Source organism: Pseudomonas allokribbensis (genome assembly GCF_014863605.1).
GTDB lineage: Bacteria > Pseudomonadota > Gammaproteobacteria > Pseudomonadales > Pseudomonadaceae > Aquipseudomonas > Aquipseudomonas allokribbensis.
The window spans coordinates 5164055-5182891 of record NZ_CP062252.1 but is presented as its reverse complement, the minus strand read 5'-3'; the positions used below and the strand labels follow the sequence as shown (position 1 = coordinate 5182891).

Annotated in this window: 19 protein-coding genes; 9 read left to right on the top strand and 10 right to left on the bottom strand. The window is 61.1% G+C overall.

Going from position 1 to position 18837, the window contains the following annotated elements; genetic code table 11:
- Nucleotides 1-12 precede the first annotated feature (12 nt).
- Complete coding sequence (locus IF199_RS23750; protein ID WP_192558857.1) at nt 13-1068, top strand: ABC transporter ATP-binding protein; 1056 nt, start codon at nt 13-15, stop codon at nt 1066-1068.
- Here IF199_RS23750 and IF199_RS23745 read toward each other — a convergent pair whose 3' ends face one another.
- Entirely contained in the window at nt 1069-1998 is a 930-nt protein-coding gene (locus IF199_RS23745) for an AraC family transcriptional regulator (protein WP_192558856.1), read from the bottom strand.
- 335 nt (nt 1999-2333) lie between these two features.
- Between IF199_RS23745 and IF199_RS23740 the strand changes: the two genes are divergently transcribed.
- A complete protein-coding gene (locus tag IF199_RS23740) occupies nt 2334-2687 on the top strand; it encodes a putative quinol monooxygenase (RefSeq protein WP_085709576.1) in 354 nt (117 codons plus the stop codon).
- A 43-nt stretch (nt 2688-2730) separates the two neighbouring features.
- Nucleotides 2731-2973, top strand: a complete 243-nt coding sequence (locus IF199_RS23735) for a hypothetical protein (RefSeq protein ID WP_096818378.1) — start codon at nt 2731-2733, stop codon at nt 2971-2973.
- A gap of 6 nt (nt 2974-2979) precedes the next feature.
- Here IF199_RS23735 and IF199_RS23730 read toward each other — a convergent pair whose 3' ends face one another.
- On the bottom strand, nt 2980-3609 hold the full coding sequence (locus tag IF199_RS23730; RefSeq protein ID WP_085709577.1) for a flavin reductase family protein: 630 nt from the start codon (nt 3607-3609) through the stop codon (nt 2980-2982).
- Nucleotides 3610-3737: 128 nt separating this feature from the next.
- Complete coding sequence (locus IF199_RS23725; protein ID WP_085730226.1) at nt 3738-4055, bottom strand: hypothetical protein; 318 nt, start codon at nt 4053-4055, stop codon at nt 3738-3740.
- A 348-nt stretch (nt 4056-4403) separates the two neighbouring features.
- On the opposite strand from IF199_RS23725, the gene IF199_RS23720 reads away from it, so the two are divergent.
- A complete protein-coding gene (locus IF199_RS23720; protein WP_192558855.1) occupies nt 4404-5162 on the top strand; it encodes a COG4705 family protein in 759 nt (252 codons plus the stop codon).
- A gap of 63 nt (nt 5163-5225) precedes the next feature.
- Here the strand turns inward: IF199_RS23720 and IF199_RS23715 are convergent, their stop codons facing one another.
- From IF199_RS23715 to IF199_RS23700, 4 genes are all read right to left on the bottom strand, one after another.
- The gene (locus IF199_RS23715; RefSeq protein ID WP_096818372.1) at nt 5226-6545 is read right to left on the bottom strand and encodes an MFS transporter; all 1320 of its coding nucleotides are present in this window, start codon (nt 6543-6545) and stop codon (nt 5226-5228) included.
- A gap of 165 nt (nt 6546-6710) precedes the next feature.
- On the bottom strand, nt 6711-8039 hold the full coding sequence (locus IF199_RS23710; protein ID WP_192558854.1) for a sigma-54-dependent transcriptional regulator: 1329 nt from the start codon (nt 8037-8039) through the stop codon (nt 6711-6713).
- The gene (locus IF199_RS23705) at nt 8039-9799 is read right to left on the bottom strand and encodes a sensor histidine kinase (RefSeq protein ID WP_096818368.1); all 1761 of its coding nucleotides are present in this window, start codon (nt 9797-9799) and stop codon (nt 8039-8041) included. The genes IF199_RS23710 and IF199_RS23705 overlap by 1 nt, the downstream gene beginning before the upstream one ends.
- A 234-nt stretch (nt 9800-10033) precedes the next feature.
- A complete protein-coding gene (locus tag IF199_RS23700) occupies nt 10034-11557 on the bottom strand; it encodes a fumarate hydratase (RefSeq protein WP_003205127.1) in 1524 nt (507 codons plus the stop codon).
- Nucleotides 11558-11998: 441 nt separating this feature from the next.
- Between IF199_RS23700 and IF199_RS23695 the strand changes: the two genes are divergently transcribed.
- Genes IF199_RS23695 through IF199_RS23685 form a run of 3 tightly spaced genes read left to right on the top strand, consistent with a single transcriptional unit; the run spans nt 11999 to nt 14812 of the window.
- On the top strand, nt 11999-13105 hold the full coding sequence (locus IF199_RS23695) for a GGDEF domain-containing protein (RefSeq protein WP_096818361.1): 1107 nt from the start codon (nt 11999-12001) through the stop codon (nt 13103-13105).
- Nucleotides 13098-14033, top strand: a complete 936-nt coding sequence (locus IF199_RS23690; RefSeq protein WP_192558853.1) for an iron-sulfur-binding ferredoxin reductase — start codon at nt 13098-13100, stop codon at nt 14031-14033. Before IF199_RS23695 ends, IF199_RS23690 begins: the two co-directional genes overlap by 8 nt.
- Before the next feature lie 29 nt (nt 14034-14062).
- Nucleotides 14063-14812, top strand: a complete 750-nt coding sequence (locus tag IF199_RS23685) for an enoyl-CoA hydratase-related protein (protein WP_192558852.1) — start codon at nt 14063-14065, stop codon at nt 14810-14812.
- Between the two features lie 216 nt (nt 14813-15028).
- Here IF199_RS23685 and pyk read toward each other — a convergent pair whose 3' ends face one another.
- Nucleotides 15029-16480 (bottom strand): pyruvate kinase, encoded by a 1452-nt coding sequence (gene pyk / locus IF199_RS23680; RefSeq protein WP_096818355.1) that lies wholly within the window; start codon nt 16478-16480, stop codon nt 15029-15031.
- A gap of 172 nt (nt 16481-16652) precedes the next feature.
- On the opposite strand from pyk, the gene IF199_RS23675 reads away from it, so the two are divergent.
- Together IF199_RS23675 and IF199_RS23670 are read left to right on the top strand one after the other, a co-directional pair.
- Nucleotides 16653-17039: a tetratricopeptide repeat protein gene (locus tag IF199_RS23675; RefSeq protein WP_007951249.1), complete on the top strand. Its 387-nt coding sequence runs from the start codon at nt 16653-16655 to the stop codon at nt 17037-17039.
- 216 nt (nt 17040-17255) lie between these two features.
- A complete protein-coding gene (locus IF199_RS23670) occupies nt 17256-17615 on the top strand; it encodes a PilZ domain-containing protein (RefSeq protein ID WP_096818351.1) in 360 nt (119 codons plus the stop codon).
- 46 nt (nt 17616-17661) lie between these two features.
- Here the strand turns inward: IF199_RS23670 and IF199_RS23665 are convergent, their stop codons facing one another.
- Together IF199_RS23665 and IF199_RS23660 are read right to left on the bottom strand one after the other, a co-directional pair.
- Nucleotides 17662-18066 (bottom strand): DUF6124 family protein, encoded by a 405-nt coding sequence (locus tag IF199_RS23665; RefSeq protein WP_102621259.1) that lies wholly within the window; start codon nt 18064-18066, stop codon nt 17662-17664.
- 543 nt (nt 18067-18609) lie between these two features.
- The gene (locus IF199_RS23660) at nt 18610-18825 is read right to left on the bottom strand and encodes a hypothetical protein (RefSeq protein WP_102621260.1); all 216 of its coding nucleotides are present in this window, start codon (nt 18823-18825) and stop codon (nt 18610-18612) included.
- Nucleotides 18826-18837 lie beyond the last annotated feature (12 nt).

Sequence of the window (18837 nt, the reverse complement as noted above, 5' to 3'; positions counted from 1 at the left end):
TTGAGGTGAGTTATGTCTGGTCTGATTCTGGAAAACGTCGAGAAATATTACGGCTCGGCCTGCGCGGTAAAAGACGTCAACCTGCATTTGCCCGAGGGCAAACTGGTGTGTTTCCTCGGCCCTTCGGGCTGCGGCAAGACCACGCTGCTGCGGATGATCGCCGGGCTGGAAACCCTCACCGGCGGCGAGATCCGCCTGGACGGCGAAGACATCGGCCACACCCCGGCGCACCTGCGCAACTTCGGCATGGTGTTCCAGTCGCTGGCGCTGTTCCCGCACATGACCGTGGGCGAGAACATCGCCTATCCGCTGAAACTGCGGGGCGTGAGCAAGGCTGATCAACAGGCGCGGGTGGTGGAGTTGCTGGAACTGATCCAGCTGCAAGCGATGATTGATCGTCCGGTGGCGAAACTCTCCGGCGGTCAGCGTCAGCGGGTGGCGATTGCCCGGGCGATTGCCTCGCACCCGAAAATCCTTTTGCTCGACGAACCGCTGTCGGCGCTGGATGCCAAGCTGCGTGAGTCGATGCAGGTGGAAATCCGTCAACTGCAACAACGCCTGAACATCACTACCATCATGGTTACCCACGATCAACGCGAGGCCATGACCATGGCTGACATCGTGGTGGTGCTGGGCGAGCATCGCGTGCAGCAGGTGGGTACGCCGATCGAAATCTACCGCCATCCGGCCAACGAGTTCGTCGCGGACTTCATCGGCTCCGGCAATATCTTCCCGGCCACGGCGCTGGGCGATGGCAAGGTCGTGCTGCCGGGTGGTGATGCCCTGCAAGTGCCGATCTGCAGCAGCATCGTGGTCGGGCAGAAAGTGAAAATGCTGATCCGCCCTGAAGACCTGCAACTGTCGGCGCCCCAGGCCACGGCGGGCAATCGCCTGCTGGGCAAGGTGACGTTTGTGCGGGATATCGGCGCGACCATCGAGACCACGGTGGAATGTTCCGGGGTGACCTTCACGGCGCTGAGTACGCCGTGTCAGGGCATCGGGCTGGGGATCGGGCATCCGGTGTCGGTGACGTTGCCGAGTGAGGCGTGTCGGGTGTTGGGCGCCTGATCAGACCGTGAGTCGCAACCGCGCCAGATCCCTTAGCGGCGGCGCGCCGAACAGGCGGCTGTACTCGCGGCTGAATTGCGACGGGCTTTCATAACCCACGCGATACCCGGCCGCCGATGCCTCCAGCCCTTCAGCCAGCATCAAGCGCCGCGCCTCTTGCAGGCGCAGTTGCTTCTGATACTGCAACGGACTCATCGCCGTCATCGCCTTGAAACGGTGATGCAGGGTCGAGACGCTGAGGTTCACTTCCTTCGCCAGATCATCAATGCGCAGCGGTTGTTCGAAGTTGCCGTTGAGCCATTTGATCGCCTGGCTGATGCGATGGCTCTGGCTGTTGGCGATGGCGATTTCGTACAGCCGATGGCCCTGCGGGCTGCGCAACAGGCGATAGAGAATCTCCCGACGAATCAGCGGCGCGAGCATGGCGATGTCTTTCGGCGTGTCGAGCAGACGGGCCAGACGCAGCACCGCATCGAGCATCGCGCTGTCGATCTTTTCCACATACAGACCGCGCCCGGTCGGCCGGGTCGGCACGCCCATGGGACCGGCATCGGCGATCAGCGCAGTGATTTCCGCCGGATCGATGTCCAGGCGCACGGCGAGGATCGGCTCTTCAGGCGAGACATTCACCACCCGACCGCTCAACGGCATCGAGACCGATACCACCAGATAATTCAGTGGATCGTAATTGAAGAATTCGTCCGCCAGCCGTACCTCTTTGCGACCCTGGGCCATGATGCATAGCGCCGGTTGCGCGAGCACCGGGGCGAAGTCATGGGACTGGGTGTGGCGCGACATGAACAGCGAGCCGACGGCGGTGGCATAACTGCCATCTTCGGATGTGTTGCGGCGGATGATGGCCGCCAGTTCCGCGCGCTGCTTTTCCATGTCGGCATCGGGCGGCGCCTGAAAACGATCGAATGACGTCATGCACAGCCTCCTCGGCAAGGGATGGAATGGGAGCAGAGCATAAGTTTGTGCAAGCGCAAGCGGTAGACACATCCTGCGAAATGCTTGCCTGATCCTGCATGGCGTTGCTTGCCTGCCCAGACATGACAGGGCGCATTCCGGAAAACTTGCTCGAAACCGGTGTGACAGGACGGTGACAGCAATTCACGATCTGTTACAGGTATGAAAGACAGTCTTGCAGGATTGTGCAACGCGACGGCAGGAATCGACTAACGGCGAACGCTGCCCGGCCCTTAACCTTGGATCCTGTCGCAGCCCGTCCCCGGCTGCCACGCGACTCCCTGGGAGGGTTGAACATGTCCAAGCAGATTCCCGTCAGTCATATGGCCTTCGTTCGAGCGCGCGCCGGGCGCTCGGCGGAACTCGGCATGCGCCTGAGCGCGCTGATCGAACCGTCCCGTGCCGCCGCCGGTTGCCTGAGCTTTTCCTTGCAGCATTCGCAGTGTGATCCGGAGCTTTGGCTGGTTTCCGGTTTCTGGAATAACCAGCAGTCGATGACCGCCTATTTCAGCAGCCCGTCGATGGAAGTCTTTGCCGAGCTGGTGCAGGACCTGGTGGTCAACAGTCTGGATTTCCACACGTTTAAAGACGTGTCGGCGGCGCAGGCGCTGGGTCAAAGTTGCGCGCCGATACACAAACTCGCCGGTTGAGGGTTTAATGGCCAGCCTATTTGACTGAGCCAGGACCTGCGACATGGCACGTAAAGAGTTCGAACACTTCGAAGCGGTTTCCGCTGTAGTCCCCGTCGAGTTGGGCAGCAACAAGGGTTATCACGCGGCAATCGCGGTCAAGGCCCTGGTCGACGGCGGTGCGCCACGCTTTCACAAACTGTTGAATGACCAGGTCTTCCCTGGTGCCATTGCCGCGGATGAAGCGGCCATCAATGAGCTGGACAAGCTCAAGGGCGTCACTGATGACGCCGAGCTGATCTGGTAACCGCGTTTACTTGACGGCGCCCGGGCGCCACATCTTGAACAATGCCTCCGGCCCCAGCTGGAAGTAGTCCGCCGGCCCGCCGCCCCGCAGAATCGGTTCTGCGGCGGCGGTGTCGTAGATCCCGTCCTTCAACAGCCATTTGGCGATGTGCACGGCGACCACTTCGCCGAGCACCAGCCAGCTCGGCACCGTCTCGCCGTCGGCCCGCTGCAACTGAATGATCTGCGTGACCTTGCACTCGAAGGACACCGGGCTTTCGGCCACACGCGGCACGGCAATCACCTTCGACGCCACCGGCGTCAGCCCCGCCAGTTCGAACTCGTTGACCTCGGGCGCGACGGCTGCGCAGCTCTGGTTCATCTGCTCGGCCAGCGGCCGGGTCGCGAGGTTCCAGACGAACTCACCGGTCTGCTCGATGTTGTTCAGGCTGTCTTTGCGCCCGACGCTGGAGAACCCGATGATCGGCGGAATGTAGTTGAACGCGTTGAAAAAGCTGTAAGGCGCCAGGTTCAACCGGCCCTCGGCATCCTGCGAAGAAATCCAGCCGATAGGACGCGGACCGACGATCGCGTTGAACGGATCGTGGGGCAGGCCGTGGCCGTTGGCCGGTTCGTAGAAATGGATGTCATCGGGCATGGCGGGGTGTTCCTGAAGGCTTTTATAAGCGGCCAATAGTGCAAGTCCGATCCGCGAAGATCAAATGCCGACCTTTGGAAATGAACAAGCCCGGCAATGGCCGGGCTTTGGTGTTTGCATTGCGCCGATCAGCTAATGGCTGCGGCAGTACCGGTTTTATCGAAACCGTCAGCAGCGATGGCAGCGGCGGTGCCGGTTTTATCGAAGCCGTCGGCAGCGATGGCAGCAGCAGTGCCAGTCTTGTCGAAGCCATCGGCAGCAACCGCTTTGCCGACGTTGGTTTTATCGAAACCGTCGGCAGCGTAAGCGCCCGAGTGGCTGGTTTCGATAGCGGCGCTGGCGCCGGAAATGAAATCGGCGGATTTGGTTTTGTCCGAGCCATCGGCGGCGAAGGTGTTGGCGGCCAGTACGGACAAGGTCAGGGCGAGGATCAGTTTGGTTTTCATGGTCGTTCTCCAGATTCGAAATTCGTTGGCGATGTGTTTCGCATGGGGTTCATGCTACGCCAACTAAATTGATTAAAAAGCGCAAAATAATGCTAAAAACAATCGATTAACTTGATATTAAGGGCGACGCATTCAATTCGCTTTCGTCGTCGGAGCGAGCGTCGCGCAGGTCATCGATCAGGTAGGTGCAGAATGCGGCAGGGGCATTAACCGGTGATTAATCGCCGCTTTTGGGTTGTGTGACAGATTTTTCATACATTCCCGACCGGTTTTTCACCCTCGTAACGCCAGTCTGCCGGCGGCCAGAAAACCAAGAACCGGCCGTCACACACTGGAGCTTTACCTGCAATGAACAAACTGCCTCAAATCACCCTGGCCTTCTGGGTCATGAAAATCTGCGCGACGACCCTGGGGGAAACCGCGGGGGATTTGCTGTCGATGACCCTGAACGTCGGCTATGCCATGAGCTCGCTGATCCTGATCAGCGTGTTCGTCCTGACGCTGATCACGCAACTGATGTCCAAGACTTACAAGCCGCTGCTGTACTGGATCGTGATCCTGTCGACCAGCACCGCCGGCACCACCATGTCCGACTTCATGGACCGCACGCTGGAGCTGGGTTACGCCACAGGTTCCATGATCCTGATCGCGATCCTGCTGGCGATCTTCGCGGCGTGGCGCCTGAGCGGCGATTCGCTCAACGTCACCAAGGTGCAGAGCTTTCGCGGCGAGATGTTCTACTGGATGGCGATCCTGTTCTCCAACACCCTGGGCACCGCGCTCGGCGATTACCTGGCGGACGATTCGGGCCTGGGCTTTGCCGGTGGCGCGCTGTTGATCGGCTCGGCGATTGCGGTGGTCGTATTGCTCAAGTACTTCACGAAGATTTCGGCGGTGGCGCTGTTCTGGGTGGCGTTCGTGCTGACCCGGCCGTTTGGCGCGACCCTGGGCGACTTGATGACCAAGTCCCATGAGAAGGGCGGGCTGGACTTCGGCACCATCGGTTCGTCGGCGGTGCTGGCGGGGATTCTGTTGGTGATGATCGTGGGCGCGTCTTATGCGCAGAAGCGCTATGGCGGCAAACAGGGCGTTGCCGAGTTGTCCTGATCGGGAAATCGGACAGGTAAGAAACGCGCGAAGGTCTTGCACCTTCGCGCGTTTTTTTTGCGATCAGTCAGTGACGATCCGCGAATGTTTCTGGGTGTCTTTCATGGTGATGTACACCAGCAGGGACACCGCGATGCACGCAGTCACGTACCAGTAGTAACCGGTTTCCATGCCGATACTCTTGAACCACAGCGCGATGTATTCGGCGGTGCCGCCGAAGATCGACACGGTCAGTGCGTACGGCAGGCCGACGCCCAGGGCGCGGATTTCGGTCGGGAACAGCTCGGCCTTCACCACGGCGTTGATCGAGGTGTAGCCGCTGACGATGATCAGCGCCGCCATGATCAGGAAGAACGCGCCCCACCAGGTCTGGATGGTGTGCAGGGTCATCAGGATCGGCACAGTGAAGATCGTACCGAGCACGCCGAAGGCGATCAGGATCGGACGACGACCGATCTTGTCGGACAGGCCGCCGATGATCGGTTGCAGGCACATGAACAGGAACAGCGTCGCTGCGGAAATGGTGGTGGAGTCGGAGATGCTCATGCCGACGGTGTTCACCAGGTATTTCTGCATGTAGGTGGTGTAGGTGTAGAACGCCAGCGTACCGCCCATGGTCAGGCCGACCACGGTGAGCAGTTCCTTCGGATGGCGCATCAAGGTGCGCATGGCGCTTTCCTTGGACTTCTCTTTCTTGGTGAACGACTCGGTTTCTTCCATGCCGCGACGCAGGTACAGCGCAACGATTGCGCACAGCGCGCCGATGGCGAACGGGATGCGCCAGCCCCAGGCGTACAGCTGTTCAGTGGTCAGCATGTTCTGCAGCACGATCAACACGCCCAGCGCGATGAGCTGGCCCGAGATCAGGGTCACGTACTGGAAGCTTGAGAAGAAGCCGCGACGTTCCTTGGTCGCCATCTCCGACAGGTAAGTCGCGGAAGTGCCGTACTCGCCACCGACCGACAGGCCTTGCAGCAGACGGGCGAACACCAGCAGGATCGGCGCGCCGATGCCGATGGTTTCGTAGTTCGGGCTCAGGGCGATCAGCAGGGAGCCGAAGCACATCAGGTACACCGAGGCCATCAGTGCCTTTTTACGTCCGACCTTGTCGGCGTACAGGCCCATCAGCCAGCCACCGATCGGGCGCATCAGAAAGCCCACGGCGAAGATCGCGGCGGTGTTCATCAATTGGGCGGTGGTGGAACCGGCGGGGAAGAAGGTCTTGGCGAAGTACAGCGAGAAGGCGGCATAGACGTACCAGTCGTACCACTCGACCATGTTGCCGACGGAACCGCTGAAGATCGACTTGATGCGACTGGCGGTGGTTCGTTCTTTGACCGGCACGGCAGCCGACCCAAGAGGCAGGGCGTTGGAGTTATCCATTGAAGGATCCTTCGTTTAATTGTTTTTGTGGAGCGCGTTGAAACGCAGCCTGCGAGGGCTATAGCAGGAGCTGTGCCAACGGGGGGAAGGCCGGTTTAGAGGGGGTAGGGGGAGTTGTTGAGCGGGTTTTTGCCGATGATCAGGAATGAATGAGCGGATTTCCGCTCATTCAGGTACGAACATTTCCCGGGTCAGACCATGGCGCTGCATCTTTTCATTAAACGTGCGACGAGGCAGTTGCAGCTCTTCAAGCACGGCTTTCACATCCCCCTTGTGCCGGGTCAACGCCGCCCGCAGACACTGCGCCTCAAACGCCTCTTGCTGCGCCGCCAGTGACTGGCCGGGATCGATGCCCTGCACCGGTTCATCCAGCCCCAGCACCTGCCGTTCGGCGACGTTCGCCAGTTCCCGCACATTACCCGGCCAGTCATGACTCAGCAGGTGGCTCAATTGCGCGCCACTGAGCGGCGGGAAGGTCCGGCCCAAGCGTTGGGCGGCGCTCTGGGCGAAGGACTCGAACAACAACGGAATGTCTTCCCGACGATCACGCAACGGCGGCAGGCGCAATTCGGCGACGTTCAGGCGATACGCCAGGTCCTCGCGAAAACGCCCGGCCCGCGCTTCATCCAAAAGATCGGGTTTGGTCGCCGCGACGATCCGCAAGTCCACGCGAATACTCTGGTTCGACCCCAGCCGCTCCAGCTTCTGCTCCTGCAACACCCGCAGCAGTTTTACCTGCTGGGCCAACGGCATGCTTTCGATTTCATCGAGAAACAGCGTGCCGCCATCGGCGTACTCCAGCTTGCCGATACGCTTGCCGGAGGCCCCGGTGAAGGCGCCGCTTTCATGCCCGAACAACTCGGCTTCGAACAACTGCTCGGGGATCGCCGCGCAATTCAGCGCCACGAACGGCTTGTCGGCTCGCGGACCGAAGTCGTGCAGGCAACGGGCGACCAGTTCCTTGCCGCTGCCGGTCTCGCCTCGGATCAGCACGTTGACCGGCAGGGTCGCCAGATCAAGCACCTGCCGGCGCAAGGTCTGTAAGCCACGGGACACACCGAGCAGCGTCGCATCCAGTTTGGCGCGGTTGTCGGCCTGTTCGTGCAGGGCGCGGTTTTCCAGCACCAGTCGGCGCTTGTCCAGCGCCCGGCGCAGGCTGCCGAGCAAGGTTTCGGGGCTGAAGGGTTTTTCCAGAAAGTCGTAAGCGCCATCGCGCATGGCTTCGACCGCCATCGGCACATCGCCGTGGCCGGTGAGCAGAATCACCGGCAGGTCGGCATCCCGGCGCTGCACCTCGGCCAGCAGTTCAAGACCACTGAGGCCTGGCATGCGCACGTCGCTGACAATCACCCCGGCAAAATGCGCGGGCAGCGCCGCCAGGCATTCCTCGGCGCGACTGAACAGTTGCACCTCGAACCCGGACAGGCTCAGCCACTGTTCGACGGCACTGCGAATGCTGCTTTCGTCATCGACCACCATCACCGCATTGAGCATCAGATGTGCGCCTCCAGATCGATCGGCAGGGTCAGGCTGAACACTGCGCCGTTGTCGCCATTGTCGGCGCTCAGGCGCCCGCCGGATTCGTGGACGATGGCAAACGACACCGCCAGCCCCAGACCGAGGCCGTCACCCACCGGTTTTGTGGTGAAGAACGGATCGAACACCTGGCCCAGATGCTCTTCGGCAATGCCGCCGCCGTTGTCGATGACACTCAGGCGCCACAGTTGCTCGTCGGCTTCCAGACGGATTTCCAGACGCTTGCAAGGTTTGCCTTGCATAGCGTCGAGGGCGTTGCGCAGCAGGTTGATCAGCACTTGTTCGAGACGGATCGCATCGCCGCGCACCCAGGCCGGGCGGGTCAGATGCAGCACAAGGCTGACCTGTTCGTCGCGCATTCTTGCGTCGAGCAATTGCAGGGCCTGATCGACCACTGTCGCCAGATCCAGCCGCTCGCGCAAACCGCTGGGGCTCTTGCGGGCGAAGGTTTTCAAATGACCGGTCAGGGCCGCCATGCGCGTGAGCATTTCATCGACCGGTTTGAGCGCCTTGTAGGCGTCATCGACGCGGCCATGATCGAGCAGCAGGCGCAAGGTCGCCAGTTGCATGCGCTGAGCGGTCAGCGGCTGATTGATTTCGTGGGCCAGCGCCGCCGACATCTGTCCCAGTGCCGCGAGTTTGGCTGACTGCACCAGACCGTCCTGAGCGGTACGCAAGTCGCGGGTACGTTCTTCGACCAGTTGCTCAAGCTCTTCGCGGCTGCGCTGGCGCATCTTCGCCAGACGCCAGCGCTGGTTGAGGAACAACAACAGGAACACCAGCGCCAGCCACACCCCGGCAGCGGCGAGTCCGGCATTGCGCTGGTCTTCGAAGGACAGTTGCGGGCGTCGCAGCAGGTGCAGGGTCCAGCCTTCGGCGGTCAGCGGCAGCGATTCCCACAGGTAATCCGCTGTGCCTTGCGGGCCTTCGACACGGCGCAGGTCACTGTTGTCGTCGAAGCGACGCAGCGACAGATGAGTCAGCGGCACCAGCGACTGTTTGTCGTATTGGCGGGTGGCCTTGATCTCTTTGTAATCGGCCGGGCTCAGCGGGTGCAGGAGGCGATAGCGCCAGTCGGGCTGGTTGGCGATGAAAATGATCCCGCGTGCATCACTGACCAGCAGGGTGTCGCTGCCCTGGCTCCATTCGCGTTCAAGTTCCGGGAATTCGAGCTTGACCACCATCGCCCCGAGGAACTCGCCGTTGTCGCCGAGCACCGCGCTGGACAGGAAATAACCGGGAATCCCGCTGGTCACGCCGACTGCGTAGAAACGCCCGGTGCCCTGGGTGCGGGTCTGGCTGAAGTAGGGGCGAAAGCCGTAGTTGTGACCGACGTAGCTGCTGGGCAGACGCCAATTGCTGGCCGCCACCGCGAGGCCGGTGTGATCGAGCAGTTCCAGCGTCGAGGATTGTGCGGCGCCGTTGATCTTTTCCAGTTTCAGGTTGAGCGCCGCTTGCTGTTCGGCGTCGACCGGACCGGCCAGTGCCGCACGCAATTGCGGGTCCAGTGCGAGCACGGCGGGCAGGGCGCGGTAGCGGTCGATCAGTGTGTGCAAAGAATTGGCGTACAGTGCCAACTGCTGATTGGCCCGCGCCGCGTCCTCTTCCAATGCCTGACGTTCGGCGTGGCGGATCGCAAGAGTCGCGGCGAGGGCGGCGCCGGCGATGATCAGCAGGGTATACAACGACAGACGCAGGGTACGGGAAGTCGGCAGCATGCTGGGGCAAACGGATGGCAGGACGGGCGGGCACGATACCATGCAGATGTGTAGGCGGGGTTCCTGTTCATAGATGCGATGAGCGTGCCGTATTTTTTTGCAGATACCGAACTGGAGGTATCGACAATTGCGCTCGAAAAAACCTCCCCTGCATTATTGTGCGAATTTTATACATTCAAAAAAAAGGCCGGCTATCCACTTGGATGAGCCGGCCGTTTTTATAAGGCAAATAGCTTACTGCACTTCCACCGCAAGGCTCTCGCTGATCTTCTGTTGCCAGATCGCAGGACCGGTGATGTGGACCGATTCACCTTTGCTGTCCACCGCAACGGTGACCGGCATGTCCTTGACCTCGAACTCGTAGATCGCTTCCATGCCCAGCTCGGCGAACGCCAGTACCTTGGACTTCTTGATCGCTTGCGCCACCAGATAAGCGGCGCCGCCGACGGCCATCAGGTACACAGCCTTGTTGTCCTTGATCGCTTCGATCGCAGTCGGGCCGCGCTCGGATTTGCCGATCATGCCCAACAGGCCGGTCTGCTCGAGGATCTGACGGGTGAACTTGTCCATCCGCGTGGCGGTGGTCGGGCCAGCCGGGCCAACCACTTCGTCACCGACCGGATCAACCGGGCCGACGTAGTAGATGAAGCGACCTTTGAGGTCCACCGGCAGGGTTTCGCCCTTGTTCAGCATCTCGACCATGCGCTTGTGCGCGGCGTCGCGACCGGTGAGCATCTTGCCGTTGAGCAGGACGGTTTCGCCCGGCTTCCAGCTCTGCACGTCTTCCGGGGTCAGGGTGTCGAGGTTGACACGACGGGCCGACGGACCTGCTTCCCAGACGATTTCCGGGTAGGCGTCCAGCGGTGGCGCTTCCAGCGAAGCCGGGCCGGAACCGTCGAGCACGAAGTGGGCGTGACGGGTGGCAGCGCAGTTCGGGATCATGCACACCGGCAGCGAGGCGGCGTGGGTCGGGTAATCCATGATCTTCACGTCGAGCACGGTGGTCAGACCACCGAGGCCCTGGGCGCCGATGCCCAGCTGGTTGACCTTCTCGAACAGCTCCAGACGCATTTCTTCGATGCGGTTCTGCGGGCCACGGGCCTTGAGCTCGTGAATGTCGATGGATTCCATCAACACTTCCTTGGCCATCACAGCGGCTTTCTCGGCGGTGCCGCCGATGCCGATGCCCAGCATGCCCGGTGGGCACCAGCCGGCGCCCATGGTCGGAACGGTCTTCAGCACCCAGTCGACGATCGAGTCGGACGGGTTGAGCATGGCCATTTTCGACTTGTTCTCGGAACCGCCGCCCTTGGCCGCCACGTCCACTTCCACGGTGTTGCCCGGGACGATGGAGTAGTGGATGACCGCCGGGGTGTTGTCCTTGGTGTTTTTACGAGCGCCCGCCGGGTCGGCGAGGATCGAGGCACGCAGGACGTTTTCCGGCAGGTTGTAGGCGCGGCGCACGCCTTCGTTGATCATGTCGTCCAGGCTCATGGTCGCGCCATCCCAACGCACGTCCATGCCCACACGCACGAACACGGTCACGATACCGGTGTCCTGGCAGATCGGCCGGTGGCCGGTGGCGCACATGCGCGAGTTGATCAGGATCTGCGCCATCGAGTCACGGGCCGCTGGCGATTCTTCGCGCAGGTAGGCTTCGTGCATCGCCTGGATGAAGTCCACGGGGTGGTAGTAGGAAATGAATTGCAGGGCGTCGGCAACGCTCTGAATCAGGTCGTCTTGCTTGATCACGGTCATGAGTCGCGCTCCTCTAAAAGACGGGAACATTCAATAAGGTGCCTGCGGCTTGGGTGCATCGGTCGGTCGCAGACACCTTTCAAGGCACGCCGGGGCTGCTGGCGCGACGCTAAAAAGGCGCGGCAGTATACCGCGCCTCCCTGGTGGTGACACGCGCCGGTAGTCATTCGTTGGTCGCATGGCAGGAGCCGGTCGATGTGGTCTGCAAGCGCTACGTCCGGTTCGCTGTTTGCGGACGGCGAAGGCCGACAAAAAATCACGCGCGGCCGGCGCTATTGGCGGGCGCTCCGGGAAGCCGGGAGGGGCGGGCCCAAGGGCTTTTTTGACGCCAATTATCCGGCCCGAAAATCAATGGTCATTTATCGACTACGCCACTAAAGTGGCAGCCGGTCTGTAGAGTAGGACACTCGGTCAGCCTCTTATCGCACGGTGAGTCAACGATTGACCCATAACGCCATTCAACGTCTTTTGCTCAAACGCTTCGCCCTCGCTGCAGCCACCTATGGATTGGCCTTGCTGCTGCTGTGGCTGGCGTATTTCACCGGACACTACGAAGATTCGCTGACAGGCGTCGCTGTCGGCAGCGCCCTGGTGGTCATCAGCCAGGCGACTCTGTTCGCGGTGTTTTTCTCAGGTGCCAACCTGCGGTTCTCCGACCCGAGCCTGACCGAAGCGCAAGTGCTGCTCGGCCTCGGCTGGCAGACGTGGCTGATCGCGCATCTGGAAGAAGCGCGGGGCGAGTTCCTGGTCTTCTATGTGCTGATCCTGCTGTTCGGCCTGTTCCATTTGTCGCGCCGGGCCTTTGTGCGCTGCGCGATGCTGGTGTTCTTCAGTTTCTGCGCCATCACGCTGTGGGACGGTTACCACTTCCGCCTGCACGATCCGGCGCTCTCCGCGTTGCAGGCGTGCATTCTGTTGATCGTGCTGGCATGGCTGGTGATTTATGCACGCTTCGTCCAGACCTCACGGCAACGCATGCGCCAGCGCCGGTTTGCCTTGCAGGCGCATCAGGACACCCTGCGCGGGATGATGCGCCAGCTCGAAGACCTGGTGGCCACCGACGAACTGACCGGGCTGTTCAACCGCCGGCATTTCCTGCGCCTGGCCACCCGCGAATTGAACGCGATGGAAGCCGACGTGGTGCACGGTCTGGCGCTGATCGACCTCGACCATTTCAAACGCATCAATGATATACACGGTCATGCGGCCGGCGATCAGGTGCTGCAAGCCTTCGCCGGAGTGGCCGGTGCCTGTCTGCGTGACGGTGATGTGCTGGCCCGTTATGGTGGTGAAGAATTCGTGGTGCTGCTGCCCGATTGCAACGCCGAGCGGCTGACCGCCTGTTGCGAACGGCTGCGCATCGCCTTCACCGACGTTGAGCTGGTGGGCCTGAATGTGAAAAACCTTAGCCTGTCTGCCGGCATGACCCTGCTGGAACTGGGCGATGATCTGGACGACGCCTTGCAGCGCGCCGATCAGGCGCTGTACCGGGCCAAACGCGACGGGCGCAACCGTTGCGCAGCCGCGTGGGAGAACGTCGATGCCTGAACTGCGGGTCGGTGAACGACAGTGGTCGGTGGCGGCGGGCAGCAACCTGCTCGATGCTCTCAATCAGAACGGTGTGGCGGTGCCTTATAGCTGCCGCGCCGGCAGTTGCCATGCGTGTCTGGTGCAATGCGTGCAAGGTCTGCCTGCTGACAGTCGCCCCGATGCCTTGAGCGCTGAACAGCGTGATCAGGGCTGGCGCCTGGCCTGTCAGTGTCAGGTGATCGAGGACTTGCAGGTGCACACCTTCGATCCCGTCACCGATGGTCGCCCGGCCTCGGTCGAAGCGCTGGACTGGCTCGGCGACAGCGTGCTGAGGTTGCGCCTGACACCCCAGCGACCGTTGCGCTACAGCGCCGGCCAGCATCTGGTGCTGTGGGCCGGCCACGTTGCGCGGCCGTATTCACTGGCGAGCCTGCCGGAAGAAGACCGTTTTCTTGAATTTCACCTCGATTGCCGCCAGCCCGGTGAATTCAGCGATGCCGCGCGCCGCTTGCAGATCGGCGACCCGATTCGCCTCGGTGAACTGCGCGGCGGTGCGTTGCATTACGACCCGGACTGGCACGAGCGGCCGCTGTGGCTACTGGCGGCGGGCACCGGGCTAGGCCCCTTGTTCGGTGTGTTGCGCGAAGCCTTGCGTCAGGATCATCGGGGCGCCATTCGCGTCATTCATCTGGCCCATGATGCCGACGGGCATTACCTGGCCAAACCCCTTGAAGCACTGGCCGCGCAGCGGGAAAACCTCAGCGTCGAATTGTGGACGGCGGCCGAGTTGCCGGCCGCTTTGGCGCAACTGCGCCTTGTCTCCCGACAAACGCTGGCCTTAGTCTGCGGCTCGACTGCCAGCGTTGACGCGTTTGCCAAGCGTCTGTTCCTGGCCGGACTGCCGCGCAATCAACTGCTGGCCGATGTCTTCCTGAGCCGTGGTTGAGCGCTGATCCTTCAGACGCGAGACCTGCCATGCCCGAAGCCATCCTGCTGCACCGCGAACGCGGTTTGCTGACCCTGCGCCTCAACCGCCCCGACAAGAAAAACGCCCTGACCCGCGCCATGTACAGCCAGTTGGCCGAGGCGCTCAAGCAGGCCAATCAAGACCCCGAGATCAACGCGGTGCTGATCACCGGCAGCGCCGAGTGCTTCACCGCCGGCAACGACATCGCCGACTTTATCCAGCAACCGCCGAGCGACCTCGACAGCCCGGTGTTTCACTTCATGCTTGAACTCCTCGAATGCCGCAAACCGGTGATCGCCGCCGTGGCCGGGGCGGCGGTGGGGATTGGCACGACGCTGCTGTTGCATTGCGATCTGGTGTACGTGGCGCGGGATGCACGGTTGCGCATGCCGTTCGTCAATCTCGGGTTGTGCCCGGAGTTCGGTTCCAGCCTGATCCTGCCGCGTTTGCTCGGGCAGGCCAAAGCGTCGGAACTGTTGCTGCTGGGTGAAGGCTTCACCGGTGAACAAGCGGCGCAATGGGGGATCGCGACCGAGGCGCTGGGCAGTGGCGAAGCTGCGTTGGCCAAGGCGCGGGAGATGGCGTTGCGGTTTGATGAGCTGCCGGCCGAGGCGGTGCGCATCAGCAAGAAATTGATGCGGGCGCCGGATCGCGAATTGATTCGCAAGGTGATCGAGGAGGAGGGCGCGCTGTTTACCCAGCGGCTGAGGTCGCCGGAGGCGTTGGCGGCGTTGACCGGGTTCATCAAACGCCATTGAGATATCCGCCGACCGCCGACCGCCGCCGCACTCCGTGCACCGATCGTTCCCACGCTCTGCGTGGGAATGCAGCCCGGGACGCTCCGCGTCCCATGCCGAAGCGGACGCGGAGCGTCCATTGAGGCATTCCCACGCGGAGCGTGGGAACGATCAATCTGAAATGAAAAAGCCCCGCCATTCACATGGCGGGGCTTTTCATTTTCAGCAACCGGTCACTCAGACCTGCGGGTCGCCCACGTGCAGGATCTTCATGCCGTTGGTGCCGCCGGTGGTGTGGTAGCTGTCGCCCTTGGTCAGGATGACCCAGTCACCCTTCTGCACAACGCCGCGCTTGACCAACTCGTCGATGGCTTTCTGGCTGACTTCGTTCGGTGCCAGCGAAGCCGGGTCGAACGGAACGGTGTACACGCCACGGAACATTGCTGCGCGGGCCTGGGCTTCGCGGTGCGGGGTGAAGCAGTAGATCGGCACCGACGAACGGATACGCGACATGATCAGCGGGGTGTAGCCGCTTTCGGTCAGCGCGATGATCGCTTTCACGCCCGGGAAGTGGTTGGCGGTGTACATGGTCGCCAGCGCAATGCTCTCGTCGCAGCGCTCGAATTCCTTGCCGATGCGGTGGCTGGAAGTCTTGCTGGTCGGGTGCTTTTCAGCGCCGACGCAGATGCGCGCCATCGCCTGCACGGCTTCCAGCGGATAAGCGCCGGCAGCGGATTCGGCGGACAGCATCACGGCGTCGGTGTAGTCGAGCACGGCGTTGGCCACGTCGGACACTTCGGCGCGGGTCGGCATCGGGTTCTGGATCATCGACTCCATCATCTGGGTCGCCACGATCACAGCCTTGTTGTGGCGGCGTGCGTGCAGAATGATTTTCTTCTGGATGCCCACCAGCTCGGCGTCGCCGATTTCCACACCCAGGTCACCACGGGCAACCATCACGGCGTCGGAAGCCTTGATCAGACCGTCGAGGGTTTCGTCGTCGGCCACGGCTTCGGCGCGTTCGATCTTCGCCACCAGCCAAGCGGTGCCGCCGGCTTCGTCGCGCAGTTGACGGGCGTAGTTCATGTCGGCGGCGTCACGCGGGAAGGACACGGCGAGGTAGTCGACTTCCATTTCAGCGGCGAGCTTGATGTCGGCCTTGTCTTTCTCGGTCAGGGCCGGAGCGGTCAGGCCGCCACCGCGACGGTTGATGCCTTTGTGGTCGGACAGCGGACCGCCGATGGTCACGGTGCAGTTCAGTTCGGTGGCGGTCGCGGTATCAACGCGCATCACCACGCGGCCGTCGTCGAGCAGCAGCTCGTCGCCCACGCCGCAGTCCTTGACCAGGTCCGGGTAGTCGATACCGACCACCTGCTGGTTGCCTTCGGTCAGCGGATGGCTGGTGGAGAAGGTGAACTTGTCACCGATCTTCAGCTCGATGCGCTTGTTGGCGAATTTGGCGATACGGATTTTCGGGCCTTGCAGGTCACCCAGCAGGGCGACGAAGCGGCCGTGCTTGGCAGCGAGGTCACGCACCAGCTTCGCGCGAGCCTTGTGCTCGTCGGGGGTGCCGTGGGAGAAGTTCAGACGGGCGACGTCCAGGCCAGCCAGAATCAGCTGTTCGAGAACTTCCGGCGAGTTACTGGCCGGGCCAAGGGTAGCGACGATTTTGGTACGACGGACGGACATGCAAAGACTCCTCAGGTTCAAGCGCTCGCAGAGGCTACTACGCTCTTTGGGTGTAGTCATTGTTCGTTTGCACTACTTATTGTTTTCTTTATTGAACGCGACAATCGGAGCAAAGGGCTCTGAAGATTTCTCGCCAGAGGTCGATAATGATCACAAGACAGGAGAATACCCCATGCGATTCGTGCCCATTGCCGCCCTTGCCCTCAGCGTCCTCGCCGTCACGGGCTGCACCCGTTGGTCGATGAACCATCATTTGAACAACGCCTACAGCGCCTACGACCGGGGCAACTGCGAGCAGGTGATGCTCGAACTGTCCAAGGTCGAACGCGCCAGCCGTGCCCGTCCTTACGTGTGGCCGGAAGTGTCGATGATGCGCGGCCAGTGCCTGGAACGGCAGAAAATGTTTGTCGATGCGGCGCAGACCTATCAGTTCATCATTGCCTCGTACCCCAACAGCGAATACGCCTATCGCGCCCGCGCGCGTCTGGAAACCCTGCAGAGCCTGGGTCATTACCCGACCCGTAGCGCAGCAGCCGTGGTGCGTCCAACTCGCTTTTGATGGCGGTTGTCATACAAAAGCTGGCTGGCTGTACAAGGTGAGCTATAGTCCTCAGACACCGGTGCAGATGAACTCTGTACCGGCGCAACACCTGCGACTGGCATGAGATAGACGTGGCAAGCGCCACACCGGAAGCGGGGAGAGCGGACCTGTAGGGCAGGTTCGTTCCGAAGCACAGTGCGGCCCGTTTACCGGGCCATGCATGGCGATACGCTCATGTTTACCGACCGTCGAATCGAACGGCACCAGTTGCCGTATTTTCTGCGAGTGTTCAACAGCGTCACCGACAAACCCATCGGCTTTCTGGGCAACGTCTCTGAAGACGGTTTGATGCTGATCAGCCAGTTGCCGATGATGATCGGTGCCGAATTCAAACTGCGCCTGAAGATCCCCCTGGGCGAGGGCTGCCAGCAGGTGATCGACCTGACGGCCTGCTGCCTGTGGTGCCACGAAGACGCGACCCCCCAACACTACGACGCCGGCTTCAGCCTGTACCGGACACCGCCCGAATATGGGCAACTGGTCGAGGCGTTGAAGCAGTACTTCAGTTTTCAGCCGTTGCCGGCTTCGGCCTGAAAACAAAAAAGGGCCACAACCTGCCGCAGGTTGTGGCCCTTTTTTCTTACGCGGTTATCGCAATCGCCCGCTCGTTATCCAGCGTCTTCTCCACCAGCAACAACCCTAACTCGCTCAGTTGATAGATCGCCATCGCTAGATGCCGCGGCTTGTCGTCCAGGCTGTCCGCCAGGTCGAGCAGCAGGATGCTGACTGACGAAAAGGTTTCGTAGGTCTGGATGGCGATGGCTTCGGGGTTAATGTCGGGATCGACCTTGAACATCTGCATGCCGCGATCCACGGAGTTGCGCGGTTTCTCGGGAGAGGGATTGAGGTAGAAATCGAGGGCCCGGTGGGCGGCGTCGTGGAGTTTTTTTGAGTCGATTGAAGCGTAGGGGGAGACCGGGTCAGTTTGATCAGTCGTGTCCGTTGGATCGATATCCGACGGAGGATTTGGTGTTGCTTTGAACATACCTAACTTCCTAATAAGTTGGGCTGTTACCGCTTCGCGACTAAACGAGGGGTGGCAGCTGTAAGCAGGTTAGTCGACCGGGGAAGTAAGGCTTTTTTCCGGCGTGCCCGGGGGCACCCTGCTCACAGCCACCATCTAGTGCAGGGATAGGGAATACCCGACTGGATGACGCGTTTGCAAACCTATCTTACCTCGGGCGACTAAACCCGGCCGCTGATTGGTAGCGACGGGGATCAAGTTACGGGTCAACGTCAAGGTGCACAAGCCAGCGGATTCGCTCATATGTGTAGGTAAAAGCGTCAGTTGCTGTAGCCTCAATTCCCCCGCCTTGCAATCGTCCTCAAGTGCTGAAAGGGCAACGGTTTCAATCCTAAGCTAGAGAAACTTTACGGGCAGGACAGGACTACAGTAGCCGTGGTCAGCGAGGAGATTTTGAGAACCAAGTTGTAAGAGTCTTTCCAATCAACGATTCGTTTTGGAAGGCACGACTTATAGGCGAAAGACATCGAACATCTCTGGGACATATGTCTGAAAAGCCGGAATTTAGCCGTGGTGTTCTCCTTTCAGCTTGGCCAAGCCTTGTTTGATGAAACCGGCGTTTTCTCCAATTGTAAAAAGTGCTTCACGGACGTTTTTTCCGGTTTCCACCATTCCCTGAGCTTCGACCTGGAGTACCAACTCCATCAGGGCGGCTTCCAGGCCGAGTTGGTTCTGATACATCCTTTCCAGCACGTCCGATAGAGAGTATTTAGCAGGCATTCTGAGACTCCG

What these genes read in the sequence shown, in the direction of transcription:
- IF199_RS23750 (WP_192558857.1), top strand. Translation starts at nt 13, where the DNA reads ATGTCTGGTCTGATTCTGGAAAACGTCGAGAAATATTACGGCTCGGCC.
- IF199_RS23745 (WP_192558856.1), bottom strand. Translation starts at nt 1,998, where the DNA reads ATGACGTCATTCGATCGTTTTCAGGCGCCGCCCGATGCCGACATGGAA.
- IF199_RS23740 (WP_085709576.1), top strand. Translation starts at nt 2,334, where the DNA reads ATGTCCAAGCAGATTCCCGTCAGTCATATGGCCTTCGTTCGAGCGCGC.
- IF199_RS23735 (WP_096818378.1), top strand. Translation starts at nt 2,731, where the DNA reads ATGGCACGTAAAGAGTTCGAACACTTCGAAGCGGTTTCCGCTGTAGTC.
- IF199_RS23730 (WP_085709577.1), bottom strand. Translation starts at nt 3,609, where the DNA reads ATGCCCGATGACATCCATTTCTACGAACCGGCCAACGGCCACGGCCTG.
- IF199_RS23725 (WP_085730226.1), bottom strand. Translation starts at nt 4,055, where the DNA reads ATGAAAACCAAACTGATCCTCGCCCTGACCTTGTCCGTACTGGCCGCC.
- IF199_RS23720 (WP_192558855.1), top strand. Translation starts at nt 4,404, where the DNA reads ATGAACAAACTGCCTCAAATCACCCTGGCCTTCTGGGTCATGAAAATC.
- IF199_RS23715 (WP_096818372.1), bottom strand. Translation starts at nt 6,545, where the DNA reads ATGGATAACTCCAACGCCCTGCCTCTTGGGTCGGCTGCCGTGCCGGTC.
- IF199_RS23710 (WP_192558854.1), bottom strand. Translation starts at nt 8,039, where the DNA reads ATGCTCAATGCGGTGATGGTGGTCGATGACGAAAGCAGCATTCGCAGT.
- IF199_RS23705 (WP_096818368.1), bottom strand. Translation starts at nt 9,799, where the DNA reads ATGCTGCCGACTTCCCGTACCCTGCGTCTGTCGTTGTATACCCTGCTG.
- IF199_RS23700 (WP_003205127.1), bottom strand. Translation starts at nt 11,557, where the DNA reads ATGACCGTGATCAAGCAAGACGACCTGATTCAGAGCGTTGCCGACGCC.
- IF199_RS23690 (WP_192558853.1), top strand. Translation starts at nt 13,098, where the DNA reads ATGCCTGAACTGCGGGTCGGTGAACGACAGTGGTCGGTGGCGGCGGGC.
- IF199_RS23685 (WP_192558852.1), top strand. Translation starts at nt 14,063, where the DNA reads ATGCCCGAAGCCATCCTGCTGCACCGCGAACGCGGTTTGCTGACCCTG.
- pyk (WP_096818355.1), bottom strand. Translation starts at nt 16,480, where the DNA reads ATGTCCGTCCGTCGTACCAAAATCGTCGCTACCCTTGGCCCGGCCAGT.
- IF199_RS23675 (WP_007951249.1), top strand. Translation starts at nt 16,653, where the DNA reads ATGCGATTCGTGCCCATTGCCGCCCTTGCCCTCAGCGTCCTCGCCGTC.
- IF199_RS23670 (WP_096818351.1), top strand. Translation starts at nt 17,256, where the DNA reads ATGTTTACCGACCGTCGAATCGAACGGCACCAGTTGCCGTATTTTCTG.
- IF199_RS23665 (WP_102621259.1), bottom strand. Translation starts at nt 18,066, where the DNA reads ATGTTCAAAGCAACACCAAATCCTCCGTCGGATATCGATCCAACGGAC.
- IF199_RS23660 (WP_102621260.1), bottom strand. Translation starts at nt 18,825, where the DNA reads ATGCCTGCTAAATACTCTCTATCGGACGTGCTGGAAAGGATGTATCAG.